General features: G+C 55.3%; 16 protein-coding genes. 8 read left to right on the plus strand and 8 right to left on the minus strand.

What is annotated here, in order from left to right; all coding sequences use genetic code 11:
- Positions 1-5: 5 nt before the first annotated feature.
- Positions 6-533, plus strand: coding sequence for a DUF4136 domain-containing protein (locus SAMA_RS14650; RefSeq protein ID WP_011760911.1), 528 nt, complete (start codon positions 6-8; stop codon positions 531-533).
- Between the two features lie 155 nt (positions 534-688).
- Here the strand turns inward: SAMA_RS14650 and SAMA_RS14655 are convergent, their stop codons facing one another.
- From SAMA_RS14655 to SAMA_RS14665, 3 genes are all read right to left on the minus strand, one after another.
- Positions 689-2,161 carry an AAA family ATPase gene (locus SAMA_RS14655; RefSeq protein WP_011760912.1) on the minus strand — a complete coding sequence of 491 codons (1,473 nt, stop codon included), beginning with the start codon at positions 2,159-2,161 and terminating at the stop codon, positions 689-691.
- A gap of 85 nt (positions 2,162-2,246) precedes the next feature.
- Positions 2,247-3,392: an HlyD family secretion protein gene (locus SAMA_RS14660; protein ID WP_011760913.1), complete on the minus strand. Its 1,146-nt coding sequence runs from the start codon at positions 3,390-3,392 to the stop codon at positions 2,247-2,249.
- Positions 3,393-3,394: 2 nt separating this feature from the next.
- A complete protein-coding gene (locus SAMA_RS14665; protein ID WP_011760914.1) occupies positions 3,395-3,772 on the minus strand; it encodes a DUF3302 domain-containing protein in 378 nt (125 codons plus the stop codon).
- 198 nt (positions 3,773-3,970) lie between these two features.
- Between SAMA_RS14665 and purT the strand changes: the two genes are divergently transcribed.
- From purT to SAMA_RS14685, 4 genes are all read left to right on the plus strand, one after another.
- Entirely contained in the window at positions 3,971-5,149 is a 1,179-nt protein-coding gene (purT, locus tag SAMA_RS14670) for a formate-dependent phosphoribosylglycinamide formyltransferase (RefSeq protein ID WP_011760915.1), read from the plus strand.
- A 322-nt stretch (positions 5,150-5,471) separates the two neighbouring features.
- A complete protein-coding gene (locus tag SAMA_RS14675) occupies positions 5,472-6,077 on the plus strand; it encodes a PepSY-associated TM helix domain-containing protein (RefSeq protein WP_011760916.1) in 606 nt (201 codons plus the stop codon).
- A 7-nt stretch (positions 6,078-6,084) separates the two neighbouring features.
- On the plus strand, positions 6,085-6,600 hold the full coding sequence (locus SAMA_RS14680) for a DUF2271 domain-containing protein (protein ID WP_011760917.1): 516 nt from the start codon (positions 6,085-6,087) through the stop codon (positions 6,598-6,600).
- An 8-nt stretch (positions 6,601-6,608) separates the two neighbouring features.
- Positions 6,609-7,421 (plus strand): DUF4198 domain-containing protein, encoded by an 813-nt coding sequence (locus tag SAMA_RS14685; protein WP_011760918.1) that lies wholly within the window; start codon positions 6,609-6,611, stop codon positions 7,419-7,421.
- 27 nt (positions 7,422-7,448) lie between these two features.
- Here the strand turns inward: SAMA_RS14685 and SAMA_RS14690 are convergent, their stop codons facing one another.
- From SAMA_RS14690 to SAMA_RS14710, 5 genes are read right to left on the minus strand one after another with little or no spacing between them, the layout of a single operon-like run.
- Positions 7,449-8,402, minus strand: coding sequence for a D-2-hydroxyacid dehydrogenase (locus SAMA_RS14690; RefSeq protein ID WP_011760919.1), 954 nt, complete (start codon positions 8,400-8,402; stop codon positions 7,449-7,451).
- Between the two features lie 2 nt (positions 8,403-8,404).
- Positions 8,405-9,022 (minus strand): porin family protein, encoded by a 618-nt coding sequence (locus SAMA_RS14695; RefSeq protein WP_011760920.1) that lies wholly within the window; start codon positions 9,020-9,022, stop codon positions 8,405-8,407.
- A 16-nt stretch (positions 9,023-9,038) separates the two neighbouring features.
- On the minus strand, positions 9,039-9,809 hold the full coding sequence (gene djlA / locus SAMA_RS14700) for a co-chaperone DjlA (protein WP_011760921.1): 771 nt from the start codon (positions 9,807-9,809) through the stop codon (positions 9,039-9,041).
- Between the two features lie 9 nt (positions 9,810-9,818).
- Positions 9,819-10,499 carry an N-acetylmuramate alpha-1-phosphate uridylyltransferase MurU gene (gene murU, locus SAMA_RS14705; RefSeq protein ID WP_011760922.1) on the minus strand — a complete coding sequence of 227 codons (681 nt, stop codon included), beginning with the start codon at positions 10,497-10,499 and terminating at the stop codon, positions 9,819-9,821.
- Positions 10,496-11,542, minus strand: coding sequence for an aminoglycoside phosphotransferase family protein (locus SAMA_RS14710; protein WP_011760923.1), 1,047 nt, complete (start codon positions 11,540-11,542; stop codon positions 10,496-10,498). Before SAMA_RS14710 ends, murU begins: the two co-directional genes overlap by 4 nt.
- A gap of 146 nt (positions 11,543-11,688) precedes the next feature.
- Between SAMA_RS14710 and lptD the strand changes: the two genes are divergently transcribed.
- The 3 genes from lptD (at position 11,689) to pdxA (ending at position 16,405) form a co-directional block, all read left to right on the plus strand.
- Entirely contained in the window at positions 11,689-13,983 is a 2,295-nt protein-coding gene (lptD, locus tag SAMA_RS14715; RefSeq protein WP_011760924.1) for an LPS assembly protein LptD, read from the plus strand.
- Positions 13,984-14,105: 122 nt separating this feature from the next.
- Positions 14,106-15,410, plus strand: coding sequence for a peptidylprolyl isomerase SurA (gene surA / locus SAMA_RS14720; protein ID WP_011760925.1), 1,305 nt, complete (start codon positions 14,106-14,108; stop codon positions 15,408-15,410).
- Positions 15,411-15,415: 5 nt separating this feature from the next.
- On the plus strand, positions 15,416-16,405 hold the full coding sequence (pdxA, locus tag SAMA_RS14725) for a 4-hydroxythreonine-4-phosphate dehydrogenase PdxA (protein ID WP_011760926.1): 990 nt from the start codon (positions 15,416-15,418) through the stop codon (positions 16,403-16,405).
- Positions 16,406-16,411 lie beyond the last annotated feature (6 nt).

Raw genomic sequence — 16,411 nt, forward strand, 5'->3', positions numbered from 1 at the left:
TAACCATGTTGAGAACCCTTACCCTGTCACTCACCCTGTTGGTGCTTGCGGCCTGCCAGAGCGGCCCAAAAACCGACTACGACCCCAACACCAACTTTGCCGCAATGAAGCACTTTGCCTTGCAAACCCCGGAACAAACCAATGACCCCCTGAGCTCAGAACGTATCGCCATGGCGGTGACCCAAACCCTGATGGCCAAGGGGATGAGCCAAAGCGATACCCCGGATTTCAAAGTGACCTGGGTGTTTCAAACCGGCAGTAAGCCAACAAGTTCGGGTTTGTCCATTGGGTTGGGCACTGGCTCATGGGGCCATTCAGGGGGCGTCAGTGTGGGCACCAGCGTTGGCCTGCCCTTAGGGGGCGAGAAACAATACCAGCAGATTCAGATTGATATATTGACTGCCAGTGGCGATCGCCTGCTGTGGCGTGGCAGCGACAGCTTTGAGTTCAGCGACGGTGGTGAAGACAAGGCCGAGGCGACCCAAAAGACGGTAGCCAAAATATTGGCCGCCTTTCCACCCACGCCGAAGTAACGCCCGCTGGCGGTACCCGCATGACATTAATAGGGCAAGGCTCGCATGAATAAGGCAAGGCTCAAAGCCTTAATTGCCGCCGCGTAAAAAGCCACCCAATGTGTGGCTTTTTCACATGTACTGTTCACATACTCAGCATCTGCTGGCCCGGCAGGCTAGTCCAGATGGGCGTTCATAGTGCGGCCTTTTGCCCAGGCCCTGAGGCTATCGATTTTCTCCCGCATCACAACAGACAAAGGCCGGGTACGGGACAGCTCTTCCAGAATAATGGCCTGCTCGACCGGCTGGCGGCGACTGGCAGCGGAATAAATGGCTGAAATCACAGCCTGTTCAATTTCGGCGCCACTGAATCCCTGACTGGCACGGGATAGGAGCCCCAAATCCATGCTGGTTACATCCACGCCTCGCTTTTTACAGTGAATAAGGAAGATGGCTTTACGGATTTCCTCGTCGGGTAAGTCGACAAAGAAGATCTCATCCATACGTCCTTTTCGCATCAGCTCGGGGGGCAAGGCCTGAATATCATTGGCGGTGGCTACCAAAAACACATCGGATTTACGCTCCGCCATCCAGGTCAGCAGGGTGCCCAATATTCGCTGCGAGGTGCCTTCATCACTGCTGCTGCCACTGATCCCTTTTTCAATTTCGTCCACCCAAAGCACACAGGGCGACATCAGGTCAGCCAGCTCCAGCGCCTGACGCAGGTTCTTCTCGGTTTCCCCTATGTATTTGTTGTAGAGCGCCGCCATATCGAGGCGCAGCAATGGTCGCTGCCAGGCGCCGGCCACCGCCTTGGCAGCCAGACTCTTGCCACTGCCCTGCACACCGAGCAGCAGGATGCCTTTGGGGGGCGGCGCACTGCTTTGGGGCGAGAGTTCGGGGGCCCGGGCCTTGAGCCACTCCTTGAGGTTATGCAGGCCGGCAATGTCAGAAAAACTGCTGGTATCGTACTCGTACCTTAGCACCCCATCCATGTCCATCAGGCGGAACTTGGCCTGATTGACCCGCTCAACATCATCATGGGTGATAGCGCCATCATCCACTATGGCCTTGTGGATCAGGCGACGGGCATCATCAAAGGTAACACCACGCAGATTGTCAGCCAGTCGGGCAATGGCAGACTCATCGGCCACCAGCGGTAACCCCTGACGGCGCACCTTGTCAATTTCCTCCACAATCAAATTTTCAAGCTGGTTGCGGCTGGGCAAAGACAGACGGAAATGGGCGCAGTAGCGACGGATTTCAGGCGGAATTTCAAAGGCATGGCTGACCAGCACCAAGGTGTGTTTCAGGGCGTCGTATTCGAGTGCGATTTCTTTCAGCAAGCGAACGTTGCGCGGTGCATCCTGCACAAACGGATGAAAATCACAGAGCACATAGATGCCCTGCTGCTGGGTCGATTTAATTTGCCCCAAGAGCTCGGCAGGTTCGGTATTGAACTTTTGAGAACCCATGTCTTTATCGACCCGGGATAACCCCGAGGTAACAGACCAGGTAAACAGGGGCTGATACAGGGTCATGGCAACCCGTTTAAGCAACTCTATCACCCGATATTCTTCGTAAGTTTCAATCACCACTATGGGGGTGTTCGATCTGAGTACTGCTGTTAAATCCTTGATATCCTGCATCTTGTCTTCCGGCTAACAAAAGAGGCCCTTGGGGTGGGCCTCTGGATTATGCATGGATTTACTGAGTCTGGACAGGGGCTAAGGCCTAGTGCCCCTCGCCGAAGAGGTAGTTAAGCCAGCCCTGCATTCTCAGCAGCACTTTTCGCATCACGGCAACATGGGAGAAGTGATCTGTGTAGATGGCCACCTGACCTGCGACCCCGGCCGGAAAAGCCTGAATCTCGTCGGAGCGGTCAAACTCAATCATCACCAACACCCTGCCCCGCTGGAACATTCTGGCGGAGGATTGCAGCTGACCGTTGGCCTGCACCTCGCCCTCGGCCATGGCGGGTAGAACCCGGGCAACCCGGCCTTTAAACACCTGTCCGGGAGCCGCATCCAGTATCACCTCGGCTTGGTCACCGGCCTTGAGCCTCAGCATGGAGTTTTGCCAAAACGCGCCCACAAAATAACGCTGTTCATTGGGAATGAAGCTCATCACCGGCCTGAGCGGCATGGGTACCACCACCATACCTGGACGCAGGGCCATGTGAGTGACAACGCCATCTGTGGGTGCACGCACCACAGATTGTTCCAGGTCAAACTCGGCCTTGGCAACTTCGGCCCTGGCCGCGGCCACCTTGGTATTCACCCCATCGATATTGGACTCATAGGCATAGCGAACCCGCATTTCCTCGGCCCTGGCGGCGGTGAGCTGGGCTTCGGCAGCAAAGTAGAGCTGACGCTTGTTATCCAGTTCGAGGGCAGTAAAAGGCGAGTTGGCTCCCCCCTTGCGACGACCGGCTTCGTAACGCTCGTACTCAGACTTGCTTCTGTCTCTGTCGGCCTGAGCACGCTCAACACTGGCCCTGGCGGTTTCCCACGCGGCCTCAAGCTGAGGCACTTCCTGCTCCGCCGCTTTCAATGCCGCCTGCTTTTGGATAAGCGCTGACTCAAAGGGTCTGGGGTCCAGCCGAAACAGCACCTCGCCTTCACGAATAGGTACATTGGGCATCACGGCCACTTCCACCACCTTGCCGGTGACCAAAGGATTAATGGGCACGGTTACAAAATACTCGCGGGCAAAGCGGCTGTAGGGATGGTTGTAATTCATCAGCAGCAACAAGGTGCCCAAAAGCACTATGCCGCCCAATACCGCTGTGGGTACTGTCCATTTGTTGAGGGGGATTTTGAAGACTTTAAATATCACCACACAGATGGCGGCGTAGGTCAGGATAAGCAGTAAATCCATGATTATTTCTCCTCATCCCGGGATTGAACTGCGGACGTTTGCGTGCCGCCTGACTCCAACGACTGCAGCCGAGTCTCCAGTGCCTTCAGGTCAGCACTGAGCGCTTTGACCTTTTCTTCCAGCTCAAGCTCACGTTTGACCACAGTGCCAAAACCCCACCCTCTATCTTCCCGGTAAAGGGTGGCCCAAATCCATAAAAACGGCCAAAGCACGTGCAGGGTAAAGAGACTCACCCAGCCGGCAATATGCAACGCATCCTGCTGGGGATGGTTACGCCTTTTGGCAATTTCGTAGGGGATATCGTGGATGGCGATAATGCCGTAAAACATCACTACCACCACAAAAATTAAGACTACCAATGCAAAGTAATCGAGAAACACAGATACCTCCGTTTAGCCTGCTTCATAAGTTTTGTTAACGAATAGTAGCGTAGTTTTGAAAAAAATAACCGTGAGGCCGCTTGAGAGTTTTGCAACTCCTCTATTGATTTTGCCCACAATTTTCCAACTTTATTGCCTGATGCAGCTGGGTTCCGGGTTATGATTTTTGACATTAAACAATAACGAGGAATAACCGCCATGATAGGCACCCCCTACACCCAGGGCGCAACTCGCGCCATGTTGCTTGGCTCTGGCGAGCTTGGTAAAGAAGTAGCCATTGAACTTCAGCGTCTCGGCGTTGAGGTGATTGCCGTCGACCGTTATCCGAACGCCCCTGCCATGCAGGTAGCCCATCGCAGCCATGTCATCAATATGCTCGATGGTGAGGCGCTCAAGGCGCTCATCGCCAGTGAGAAGCCACATCTGGTCATCCCGGAAATTGAAGCCATCGCCACTCAAACGCTGGTGGAACTGGAAGCCGAAGGGCTCAAGGTCGTGCCCACAGCCCGCGCCACCCGCCTGACCATGGACAGAGAAGGCATACGCCGCCTTGCCGCCGAAACCCTGGCACTGCCAACCTCACCCTATGTGTTTTGCGACAGCCTTACCGAACTGCAGGCCGCCCTCAAGGTCACCGGCATTCCCTGCGTGGTGAAACCCGTTATGAGCTCCTCCGGCAAGGGACAAAGCGTTATCCGAAGCCCTGGCGACGTACAAAAAGCCTGGGATTACGCCCAAAGCGGTGGCCGCGCCGGAGAGGGACGCATTATCGTCGAAGGCTTTATCGACTTTGACTACGAAATCACTCTGCTGACCATCTCGGCGGTGGATGGTATTCATTTCTGCGCCCCCATAGGCCATCGCCAGGAAGACGGCGACTACCGTGAATCATGGCAGCCCCAGGCCATGAGCAGCCTCGCGCTGGATAGGGCGCAGCATATCGCCCGTGAAGTGGTACAAAACCTGGGTGGCTTTGGCCTCTTTGGTGTTGAGCTTTTTATCAAGGGAGATGAGGTGTATTTCTCTGAGGTATCACCGCGGCCACACGATACCGGTATGGTCACCCTCATCAGCCAGGATCTATCTGAGTTCGCCCTGCATGTGCGCGCCATTTTGGGGCTGCCGGTGGGGACAATCGTTCAGCGTGGCCCCAGCGCCTCGGCGGTGATCTTGGTTGAAGGGGAATCCAGCAATATTGGCTATTCTGGCCTGGCCGAGGCGTTGGCGCAGCCAAATACCCAACTGCGCCTCTTCGCCAAGCCGGAAATCCATGGCAGACGCCGGCTCGGGGTTGCCCTGGCACGGGGTACCAGCATAGATGAAGCCCTGCAAACGGCGCTTGCCAGTGCTGGTTGTATCAAGGTGCACTTTAACTAAGGTGCAATTTAACTAAGGTGCTGTTTAGCTGAGCCAAGCCTTAGCCTGCTCCGTTGCCACGTTCCGGGATACCTCGAATTCCGGGACGTGGCATGTTTAATCCTGTGTCGCTGCCTAGCTTTTTCGCCCGCCTATCCATCCATTGTGCAAATCTGCCGTGACAGCCATAGCTGGAGCCAGACTCGGTAGCTGGCTTATCGGTACAAGCCCCTGCTAACACTGTCGATGTAAACATTGTAAAGAGTCTTTTGGTGAGAATTACTCTCAATTAGATTTAAGCCATTGTTGTTGAGCACCATCCTACCGGAGTCACGGTTTACCTATGTCTGCCTCACTGCGCCCCTCAAAGAAGGCGCTTTCCATCGCCAGGACGCTCCATGTTTATGTGTCGATGGCACTCTTGCTGCTGATGCTGTTTTTTGCCTTTACCGGCATCACGCTCAATCACCCTGACTGGTTTGGTGCATCCACCGCCAACAGCCATACCGAGTCTGTGGCGCTGCCCGACTTTCTCCTGCCTATTGCAGCCGAAGACCAACACTGGCAGGAGGCCGCCGCCCATTGGATGGCGAGCCAGTGGCAGGGCCAGCGCCAACAGGTTGAGGTGAGTATCGACGAGCTGGTGCTCATTCAAAAGGGACCCGGTCGCTATCGCACCGTACTGCTGGATACCGAAATGGCCCAAGTGCAGGTGGAGAGCCTGGATTATGGACTGGTCGCCGTGCTTAACGATTTACACAAGGGCCGCAACAGCGGCGGGATCTGGAGTCTGGTGATTGATGCCAGCGCCATATTGATGCTGCTGTTTTCCCTGACCGGGGCCTTTTTGCTGTTGCCCCAGAGTCGCAGACTCAAACGTTCCCTCGGCTATATGGGCGGCGTCACCGCCGCGTGTGTGGCCATCTATTGGTTATCGATTCCCGGATGAAGACCTGATGAAACTGAAATCCCTGTTATTGGCAAGCGCCCTATGTAGCATCAGCGCCAGCGCCAGCGCCTTCGCGCAGATGCAGCTTGAACTGAGCCTTAAAGAAATCACCACGGGCCAATATCACAGACCCTATACCGCCGTTTGGATTGAAAACAGCCGGGGTGAATCGGTAAAGACCCTGGCGCTGTGGGTGCAGCACGATGGCCACAAGTGGTTTAAAGATATTCGCCGTTGGTGGCGCAAAGTCGGTAGGGACAATCCCGCCATGGTGGATGCGGTGTCGTCGGCCACCCGCCCCGCAGGCCAGTATCACCTCGACTGGGACCTGTCCAATGATGATGGAAAGCCGCTTGCCGAGGGGGATTATCAACTGTTTATTGAGGTTGTCAGAGAGCATGGTGGCCGCGAGCTTATCCGCCACCCCTTCAGCCTGCCCGGCGATGATTTCAACGTTAAGCTGCCCGCCACCAGCGAAACCGGCGAGAGCCAAATTCACTACTCCCGCGAAGCCAAGCGCTAAGGATCCCCATGAAACGTCTTATTCCACTGACAGCATTGCTATTTTTACCCCTGACCCAGGCCCATGACCGCTGGATATTGCCTACCCATTTCAATGTGTCTGCCGAAGACGGCAAAGGGGTATGGATAAGTGCTGACGTCAGCGCCAGCAATCAGGTGTTTGAGGTCGATAAACCCTTTGGCGCCGAAGATGTGCTTATCGTCACCCCCGAGGGTAACACCGACAGGCCGAGTTCCAGCTACCGTGGCAGTCGCCGCAGCGTGTTCGATTATCAATTGACCGGCGAAGGCACCTACCGCCTTGAGAAAGAGGCCAAGCCGCGCTATTTCTCCCGTTACAAAATCAAGGGACAGGACACCCCGGTCAGAAGCAACCTCGACAAGGCTGCTACCCGCGCTGCCATGCCCAAGGATGCCGTGGAGCTCGAAAGCGCGCTGTATTTTTCCCGGGTCGAGTCCTATGTGACGCTCAATAAGCCCTCGGACAAGGCCTTTGCACCCAAGGGCGAGTATTTGGAATTGGTTCCCGTGACCCACCCGGCAGACTTTGTGGAAGGCGAACCTTTGAGCCTCAAGTTGCTGTTTAACGGCAAGCCGGCAGAAGGAGTGAAAGTGAATGTGGTCGCCGATGGCACCCGTTACCGCAATCAGATTGAAGAAGTGAGCCTGGTCAGCGACAAAGCGGGACTGGTGCAGTTTACCCCTGCCAGGGCGGGTCGCTTTTTGCTGCACGCCGAGTACGAAGAAGCGATGAAAGATACCCGCCTCGCCGACAAGACGGTCAGCGAAATCTTTTTAACCTTCGAAGCGTCATTGCAATAACAGCTTCAGCAGACATAAAAAACCGGGTCAATCGACCCGGTTTACGCTTTCACCACGGCTGAATGCCCTGAGGTTTTCAACCGCAATATCCAGCAGCTTCTGCCTCGCCTTCACGGTAGCCCAGGCATTATGGGGAGTGATGCTGATATTGGCGGCATGGAGCAGCGGGTTATTTGGAGCCGGCGGCTCGGTTGAGAGCACATCGACTCCAGCCCTGACGCGTCCGGCATTGAGCGCATCCGCCAGAGCCACTTCATCCACCAGACCGCCACGGGCGGTATTGATAAGTAAGGCCCCCTGTTTCATGAGCGCCAGGCTTTCGCGATTGACCATGTCCCGGGTATCGTCGGTCAGCGGGCAATGGAGCGATAACACATCGGATTCGGCAAACAGGGTGTCCAGCGCAACAAACTTGGCTCCCTCCGGTAAATCCGTGGGTTTACTGCGGCTGTGTACCAGCAACTTCATACCAAAGGCCATACCGATACGCGCCATTTGCCGCGCAATGTCGCCAAAGCCCACCAGGCCCAAGGTCTTGCCTGACAATGACTCCAACTGCCCAAGGGTAAAGCAAAAGTCGGCCTGCCCGCTCCATTGCCCCTGGGTCACCGCATCATGATGGGCGCTGACCCGGGACATATGATGCAGCACATGGGCAAAGCCCATTTGCGCCACCGCATCCGGGCCATAACCGGGCACATTGGTCACGGCTATCCCCAGACGTTTTGCGGCCGCCACATCCACCACATTGGTCCCCGTTGCCAGCACCCCTATGTATTCCAGCGAAGGCATAGCCTCGAGGGTGGCGGCATCGAGCACGGTTTTATTGGTCAGTAAAAACCGGGCGCCGGCGGCCCTGCTCAGGATAAGCTCTTTCGGTGTCCTGTCATGGACGTCGAAGGGGCCAATATCAGCCAGGGGCGACCAATCCAGATCGCCGGGGTTAAGGGTGAAGCCATCCAATACACAAATTGCTGTCATGATTAGAACCTGAAACTGACGCCGACGTTGGCCTGCCCCTGCCACATCAAATCGGCGTTCACCTGCCACAAACAGTTATTGGCATCGCAAAAGAGGCTGTTTTCACTGTCAATAAACGTGGCGAAGGCACGAATGTCGGCCACCAAGGCAAGTCGCTCACCAAGGCGATACTCGGCGCCAACCCCGAGCCCCAGCGAAAAGCGGGTTTCATCGCTGTAGTCGTCCCCCGGCCGCATCTGGGTCAAGCCCATGGAGGCGGTGACATAGGGCAGAAAATCCCCGCGGGGGAAATACAGGCTACCCCCCACATGGGCATAGTCGAGTTTAAGGGAGGTGACTCGCTCGTTTGAAAAGTTGCCACCCGCTATCAGGTCGGTACTCTGGGACGAGTAAAGCACGTACATATTGCCGGGATGATTGGTGGTGGTGCCCAGTATGATGCCGTAATGGGAGGACTCTTCGGCACTGACGCTGCCATTGGTGTCCAGCCCATCACGGTTGGCATCCAGACTGCTGGCGGCAAAACTGTAACCGGCAAAGGGGGTAACATACACTTCGGCGGCCACCCAGGGTGACACCGACAGTGACGCGGCAAACAGCAAACTGAGCGGGTATTTCATGGCACTCTCCCTGAAATCAGCGCATCTTTCGCGCGGCCTTGACCGCCTCATAGGCGGCCTGGATATCCTGAGCCTTGCGCTTGGCGAGTTCCATCATTTCCTCCGGTAAGCCCTTGGCCACCAGTTTGTCGGGATGATGTTCATTCATCAGTTTGCGGTAGGCTCGCTTAACATCCTGATCAGTAGCAGATTCTTCTATGCCTAACAAGCCATAGGCATCCTTGAGCGAGGTCTTGCCAGCCCCGCCACGGCGGCCAAAATTCACTTCTGCCTGCCAGCGGCCAAGGAGCATTTCCAATGCATCATCCCGGAAGCCCAACTCTGATGCGACTACCTTGAGGATCCTGTGCTCGTTGGGGTGCAGCTCACCGTCGGCCAATGCTACCTGGATTTGGATCTCCAGGAACATCTGCAACAATTCGTTACGGCCCATGGATAACAGCCTGAACGCCCTGAGATTGCCCTTGAGGTCGAAGTCACCGGCCTTGCCATCCCGAAACGCCTGCTGCGCCTGACGGCGGGCTTCGCTGTCGAGCCTTAACTGATCCATCAGATCCGATGCCAAACGGATATCGGCCTCGGTGACCCGGCCAGATGCCTTGGCCACATGCCCCATCACCGCAAAGGTCGTGCTGAAAAACACCTGTTGGCGCTTACTGCCTGAACCCGAGGCGCCGGCAAATCGTTTATCGAACCAGTGCCCAACCACGAGGCCAAGCAAGGCGCCGAAAATCTTGCCGAACATAAAGCCAATCAAAAAACCAAAAAACTTGCCTTTGTACTTCATAAACGGACGTTACACTCCAAGCGCCATAAGTCGTTGATTGAGGGCATCGAGCCTCTCGGGTGTGCCCACATCGCACCAATACCGGTCAAAATGTTCGCCGCGAATGCGCCCATCGTTCATGTGTTGCCGCAGCAGCGGCCCCAGCGCATGACGCCCGGGTGCCAGCGTGCGAAAGAGCGCCGGATGATAAATGCCTATCCCGGAGAAGGTAAACGTTGGCTTCCCCTCGGCGCTGAGGATGCCCTGCTCCAGCGCAAAATCCCCCTGGGGATGCTGTGGCGGGTTGTCCACCAGGTAGAGATGCGCCAGGGTCTCCCCCGACAGCAGCTCAGGGCTTGGTGACAAGACGGGCAAGGCATCAATATAAATATCACCATTGATCACCAGAAAAGGCTCATCCCCCAGCAGCGGCAAAGCCTTAAGAATTCCACCAGCGGTTTCCAGCGCCTCATCTTCGTGGCTGTACTGAATCATCAGACCAAATCGGCTGCCATCTTCAAGGGTTTCCACCAGCTTGTGCCCGAGCCAGGCGGTATTGATGATCACCTCCCGCACCCCGATGGCCGCAAGCTTTTCGAGGTGGTATTCAATCAGGGGTTTGCCAGCGGCTTGCACCAGCGGCTTGGGGACTGTGTCTGTGAGCGGTCGCAAGCGCTCGCCCCGCCCCGCGGCGAGGATCATGGCTTTCATGCTCCAGCCTCCAGCGCCGGCATGACCCGCCTCATGATAAACTGGGCAAAGTCGCCAAGCTCCTTGTAGCGCACCGCCACATCGCGGATATAGTGCATGGTGAGTGGAATGTCCTTGAGGTAACCGGCCTTGCCATCTCTGTGATTGAGGCGCGCAAAAATGCCGGCTGCCTTGATATGACGCTGCAGCCCCATGAGCTCAAACCAACGTCTGAACTGCACCATATCTGTGTGTGGCGGAACCAATGCGTGCTCGTGGGCCAGCACAAAAAATTCCACCAACATGTCATCCACCAGATCTTCGCTCCAGCGAATGTAACAGTCCCGCAGCAGCGACACAGCATCATAGGTCACAGGTCCAAGCACAGCATCCTGAAAATCCAGCAACTTAAGCTCTCCATCAACAACCATCAGATTACGGCTGTGGAAGTCTCTGTGCATTCCCACCTTGGGTTGCTCCAGAGCGTTTTGGGTCAGCATATCGAAAGCGTCTGCAATGATGGCCTCTTCGTCGCTGGTTAATTCCAGCTTGAGATGGGTGCCAAGCAGCCACTCAGTAAAGATGCCGAGTTCACGGCGTACAAAGGCATCATCATAGTCGGGCAATGGCCCCAGCACCGTTTGGGTTACCGCTGCAATGCCCGGCAAGAGTGCCAGCGCCCTGGGATACCAGTGACGCACACTTTGACTGTTCAGCAGCGACAAAAGCTGTACATCGCCAAAGTCCTCCAGCGCCATAAAGCCCTGCTCGTCGTCTTTGGCAATGATGCCGGGTACCGGCAGACCGCTTGCGGCGTAGGCATTGCGCACAGCCACAAAGGGCTCGGTGGGGATCAGGGCGACCGGGGTATCCATGATCACCATGGCGCGGCCCTGATGCACCGCGCGAAAGTAGCGCCTGAAGCTGGCATCGCCGGAAATCAGCACTGGGGAAAGCGGCTCTCCAAAGGTGTTGGAAAGCCAATGATTAAGGGCAAGAAATCTCGAGTCTGACACGGTCGTTCCATGGCTCTTGGCAAAAAATTGCTTTATTATAGCCAGCATATTTAATGGAAACAGCCAATTCGTTGATACAGTCCTATTGGCTTGATTGTACTGGAGACGAGTGCAACTTTTCCCTCCTCTCAGTTTCCAGTTAAAGCCCGGATAGTGAAATCCAGATAACGAATATCAAACTGAATACTCTTAAGATGCAGATCCGTTACATATTGGCCCTCGGCCTGCTTCCCTGTCAGGCTATGGCCAACGATGCCGTGCCTGAGCCCGCCCCGGATCAATGTCTGGTGGCGCCTCCCATTCCATTGCCAAGTGCACCGCAGTCAGCCTCAGCCGAAGAACAGGTAGAAATCCGCTCTGTGTCTTCTGACGCCGTGATGAATCAAAACGCCACGTTCGAAGGCGACGTACAATTCCGTCAGGGCAATCGTTCCATCTCCGCAGACCGTGCGAACATGGATTACGAAAAACAGCAGTTGAATGCCGAAGGCAATCTGGTATTTCAGGACAGCCAGTTTACCGTTACCGCCGACAATCTCAGCGCCAAAATCAAAGACAACAGCGCCACGCTGAACGGCGCACAGTATTGGCTGCACGGCCAGCAGGTTCACGGTAATGCCCGCAAGCTTGAGATAACCAAAGACAATAACCTCATTCTCAGTGGCACCGACTTTACCACCTGCCCGCCGGGTGACAGCTCCTGGCTGCTGGAAGCCGAACGGATCAAGATTGACTCCAGCGAAGAGTGGGGCGAGATCTGGAATGCCAAGATGCGCATTGCCGATATCCCGGTATTCTATGTCCCCTACATGACGGTGCCGGTCTCGGACAAGCGAAAAACCGGTTTCCTGTTCCCACAATTCAGCACCAGCACCACCAACGGCGTGGAAATCGCCACGCCCTGGTACTGGAATATTGCCCCCGAATACGACCTGACCCTGACGCCGCACTACATGTCGGCGCGAGGGCTGTATCTGCAGAGTGAGTTTCGTTATCTCGCGGGTGATGCTCAGGCTGGCCGGGTAAATCTGGAATACCTCGGCAGCGATCGTCTGCTGGAAAACAGCGACGACCGTTACCTGTATCACTGGGAACACAGGGGCGCCATCGACAAACATTGGCGCGTCAATGCGGCCTTCACCGATGTTTCCGATAATAACTACTTTAACGATCTGGATTCTGAAGTTGCCAGGGCAACGGATAACCAGCTGTCCCGCATCGGCGAAATGAGTTATTTCGAAAACGACTGGAATATCAGTGCCCGGGTTCAGGACATCAAGGTACTGGGTGAGGACGAAGTGCCTTATCAGGTGATGCCACAGTTAAGTTTTAACTACCGCAGCCAGGATTTACTCAACACACTCGAGTTCAGTTTTTTCGGCGAAGCCACCAACTTTGAGCACAAAGAACAAGACCAGGTCACTGCCACCCGGCTGCACCTGCAGCCCACCTTGAGTTTGCCCATTCACGGGCCAGCCGGTTCGTTAACCAGCGAGTTAACCCTGCTGCAAACCAACTACTGGCAACGTAACACCGATTTGATGCCAGACTCTGAACTGAACAGTTCCGTCAGCCGCACCCTGCCAAGAGCCAAGGTGCACGGTCAGATCAATCTGGAGCGCAATACCCAGTGGTTGGGTGAATCCTACCGTCAAACCCTGGAGCCTCAGGTCCAATATTTGTATGTGGGTTACGAAGATCAGGATGATATCGGTATCTACGACAGCGCCAGATTGCAGGACGACTACTATGGTCTGTTCCGCGCACGCCGCTTCTCCGGTCTGGACCGTATCTCCGATGCCAACCAGCTGACACTGGGGTTGACCACCCGTTTCTTCGATGACCGCAACCAGGAACAGTTCAAGTTCAGCCTCGGCCAGATTCTTTATTTCTCCGAGAGCAAGGTATCCCTGACCGAAGGGATTGCCGAAGAACGCCCCAGCTCATCGGCCATTGCAGCCGAACTGGATGCCCATCTCTACGAAGACTGGTATTTCAGTGGCGCGCTGCAATACGATGCCCGCACCCGGGATAATAAAAAATCAGAGTTCACACTGGATTACCGTCCCGGCGGTGAAAAGCTGGTGCAGTTCAGCTACCGCTATGTGCCGGATTTGGTGAATACCAACACCAATGAAGAGGTTGGCATCAGCCAGGCCGGTATGCGCACCACCTGGCCCTTGACCGATAGCCTCTACTTTGTCGGCAACTGGTACTACGACCTCAATGAAAGTCGTTCGGTAGAAGCCTATACAGGTTTCCAGTATGAAAGCTGCTGCTGGGCCGTGCGTTTGAGCTACCACTACCGGATAAAGACCAATTACGATGACGATTTCAATCCGGTGCAGGATAACCGCGAACTCTTTGAAAGCGGTGTGTACCTGAATTTCGTGATAAAAGGCCTTGGCGGCTCAGGCCCCATGGGTGTCAGCGACATGCTGGATGAAGGGCTGTTCAACTACAGAAAGCCGCTTTATCTGAGGAATTAACACAGAAATGTGGTAGATTGCGAAACCACATTCAGGACGCGTTGTCCAAACAGGTTAACACTGCCGGGTTTTCTGTGCCGGTGAGGTGGAAGAAAACCGAAAAACGCCAAGGATTTATTTGGATGAAACCCTGTAAGAAATTGATTTTTGCCGCTCTGGCCATGACCATGGGCTTCCAGAGCTTAGCTGCACCCCAACCCCTGGATCGCGTTGCCGTGCAGGTGAACGACGGTATTGTGCTGGAAAGCGAAATCCAGAACATGATGGATACCGTAAAGAAAAACGCGTTAGCGGCTGGCCAGACGCTGCCTTCTGACGATGCCCTGCGCACCCAGGTAATTGAGCGTCTTATCCTGACTCGCCTGCAATTGCAGATGGCCGAACGCGTCGGTCTGCATATTGGTGATTTGCAACTGGATCAGGCCATCGAAAATATCGCCCGCGAACAGAAAATGACAGTAGCTCAGATGCAACAGGCTATTCAGGCCGAAGGCATGAGCTTTGCCCAGTACCGCGAGCAGCTGCGCGAAGAAATCACCCTCGGTGAAATCCAGCGTATTCAGGTACAGCGTCGTATCCAGGTTTCTCCTCAGGAAATCAACAACCTGGTGAAGATGATTGAAGAACAGGGCAACAAGGACGTGGAATATCAGATTGGTCACATCCTGATTGAAGTACCCAGCAATCCCACCAGTGCCGAGCTGGAGTCCGCCAGCAAGCGTGCTCAGGCCGTTATGGATCGCCTGAACAGCGGCAACGATTTCCGTTCAATCGCCATTGCCGCCTCGTCCGGCCCCAAGGCGCTGGAAGGCGGTGTTTGGGATTATATGAACATCAACGAAATGCCGACCCTGTTTGCGGAAGTGATTGGTGATGCAAAGAAAGATGCCATCATAGGTCCTATCAAGAGTGGCTCCGGTTTCCATATCCTGAAAATCATGGATATCCGCGGCCTGCAAACCCGTGAAATCGAAGAAGTGCGTGCCCGTCATATATTGCTGAAGCCGTCACCAATCCTTTCTGAGGAGCGCGCCAAGGCCATGCTGGACCAGTTCGTCACCCAGATTAAGAGCGGTGAAGCCAAGTTTGCCGATATCGCCCGCCAGTATTCTGAAGACCCCGGTTCTGCCACCAAGGGCGGTGAGCTGGGTTGGGCGGAGCCCAACATCTATGTGCCTGAATTCGCACAGATGCTCGGTCAGTTAAGCCTGGATGAAATCAGCGCACCGTTTCGCACTGCCCACGGCTGGCACATAGTGCAGCTGGAAGAAAAGCGCAAAACAGACGCCACCGAGAAGTTCAACACCAACCGTGCGCATCAGCTGATTTTCCGCCGTAAATTCAACGAGGAGCTGCAAGGCTGGCTCGATGAAATTCGCAGTGAAGCCCATATCGATGTGTGGGAAGCCGAAGCTAACCGAGGTTAATCACAGTGACAGTGAAACGCATAGCCATCACCCCCGGAGAGCCTGCCGGTATAGGCCCAGATCTGGTTATTCAGCTTGCCCAGCAAGCCTGGCCGGTACAGTTGGTGGTATGCGCCGATCCTGAGCTGCTGCACAGCCGGGCCCGTAAGTTGGGCCTGCCACTGACTCTGGAGCCCTATGACGCCAGCCAGCCCGCCAAACCTCAGGCGGCGGGTACCCTCACCCTGGTGCCTTTCAAGCTGAATGCACCGGCCGAGTGTGGCAAGCTCAATGAGCAAAACGGGCGCTATGTGGTAGATACCCTGAGCTACGCCGGCGAGAAAAACATGACCGGCGAGTTTGATGCCGTAGTTACGGGCCCCGTGCACAAGGGCATCATCAACCAGGCGGGCATCTCGTTCAGTGGTCATACTGAGTTTTTTGCCAATCAGGCGGGTTGCCAGGATGTGGTGATGCTGCTGGCCTGCCCCGGTTTGCAGGTCGCGCTGGTGACTACCCATATCCCACTGGCGTATGTGGCCAAAGCCATTACGCGAGAAAGATTACATAAAATTATCAAGATCCTGCATCAGGATCTGGTCAGCAAGTTTGGCATTGCCTCACCCAAAATTTATGTCTGCGGCCTTAACCCCCATGCCGGGGAAGATGGACACCTGGGCCGCGAGGAACTGGATGTAATCATCCCAGCCCTCAATGAACTCAGGGAAGAGCTGAACTTTAATATCGTCGGCCCGTTGCCTGCAGATACCCTGTTCCAGCCTAAATATCTGGACGATGCCGATGTGGTACTTGCCATGTACCACGATCAGGGATTGCCGGTACTGAAGGCACAGGGCTTTGGCAAATCCGTCAACATTACCCTTGGCCTGCCTTACATTCGCACCTCGGTGGACCATGGTACCGCCCTGGAGCTGGCAGGTACGGGTCGCGCCGACATCGGCAGTTTTGTTTGTGCCCTCAACAAGGCCATCGAGCTGGCTGCCAAGACCAACTGATAGAGA

The organism is Shewanella amazonensis SB2B (assembly GCF_000015245.1).
Lineage (GTDB): Bacteria > Pseudomonadota > Gammaproteobacteria > Enterobacterales > Shewanellaceae > Shewanella > Shewanella amazonensis.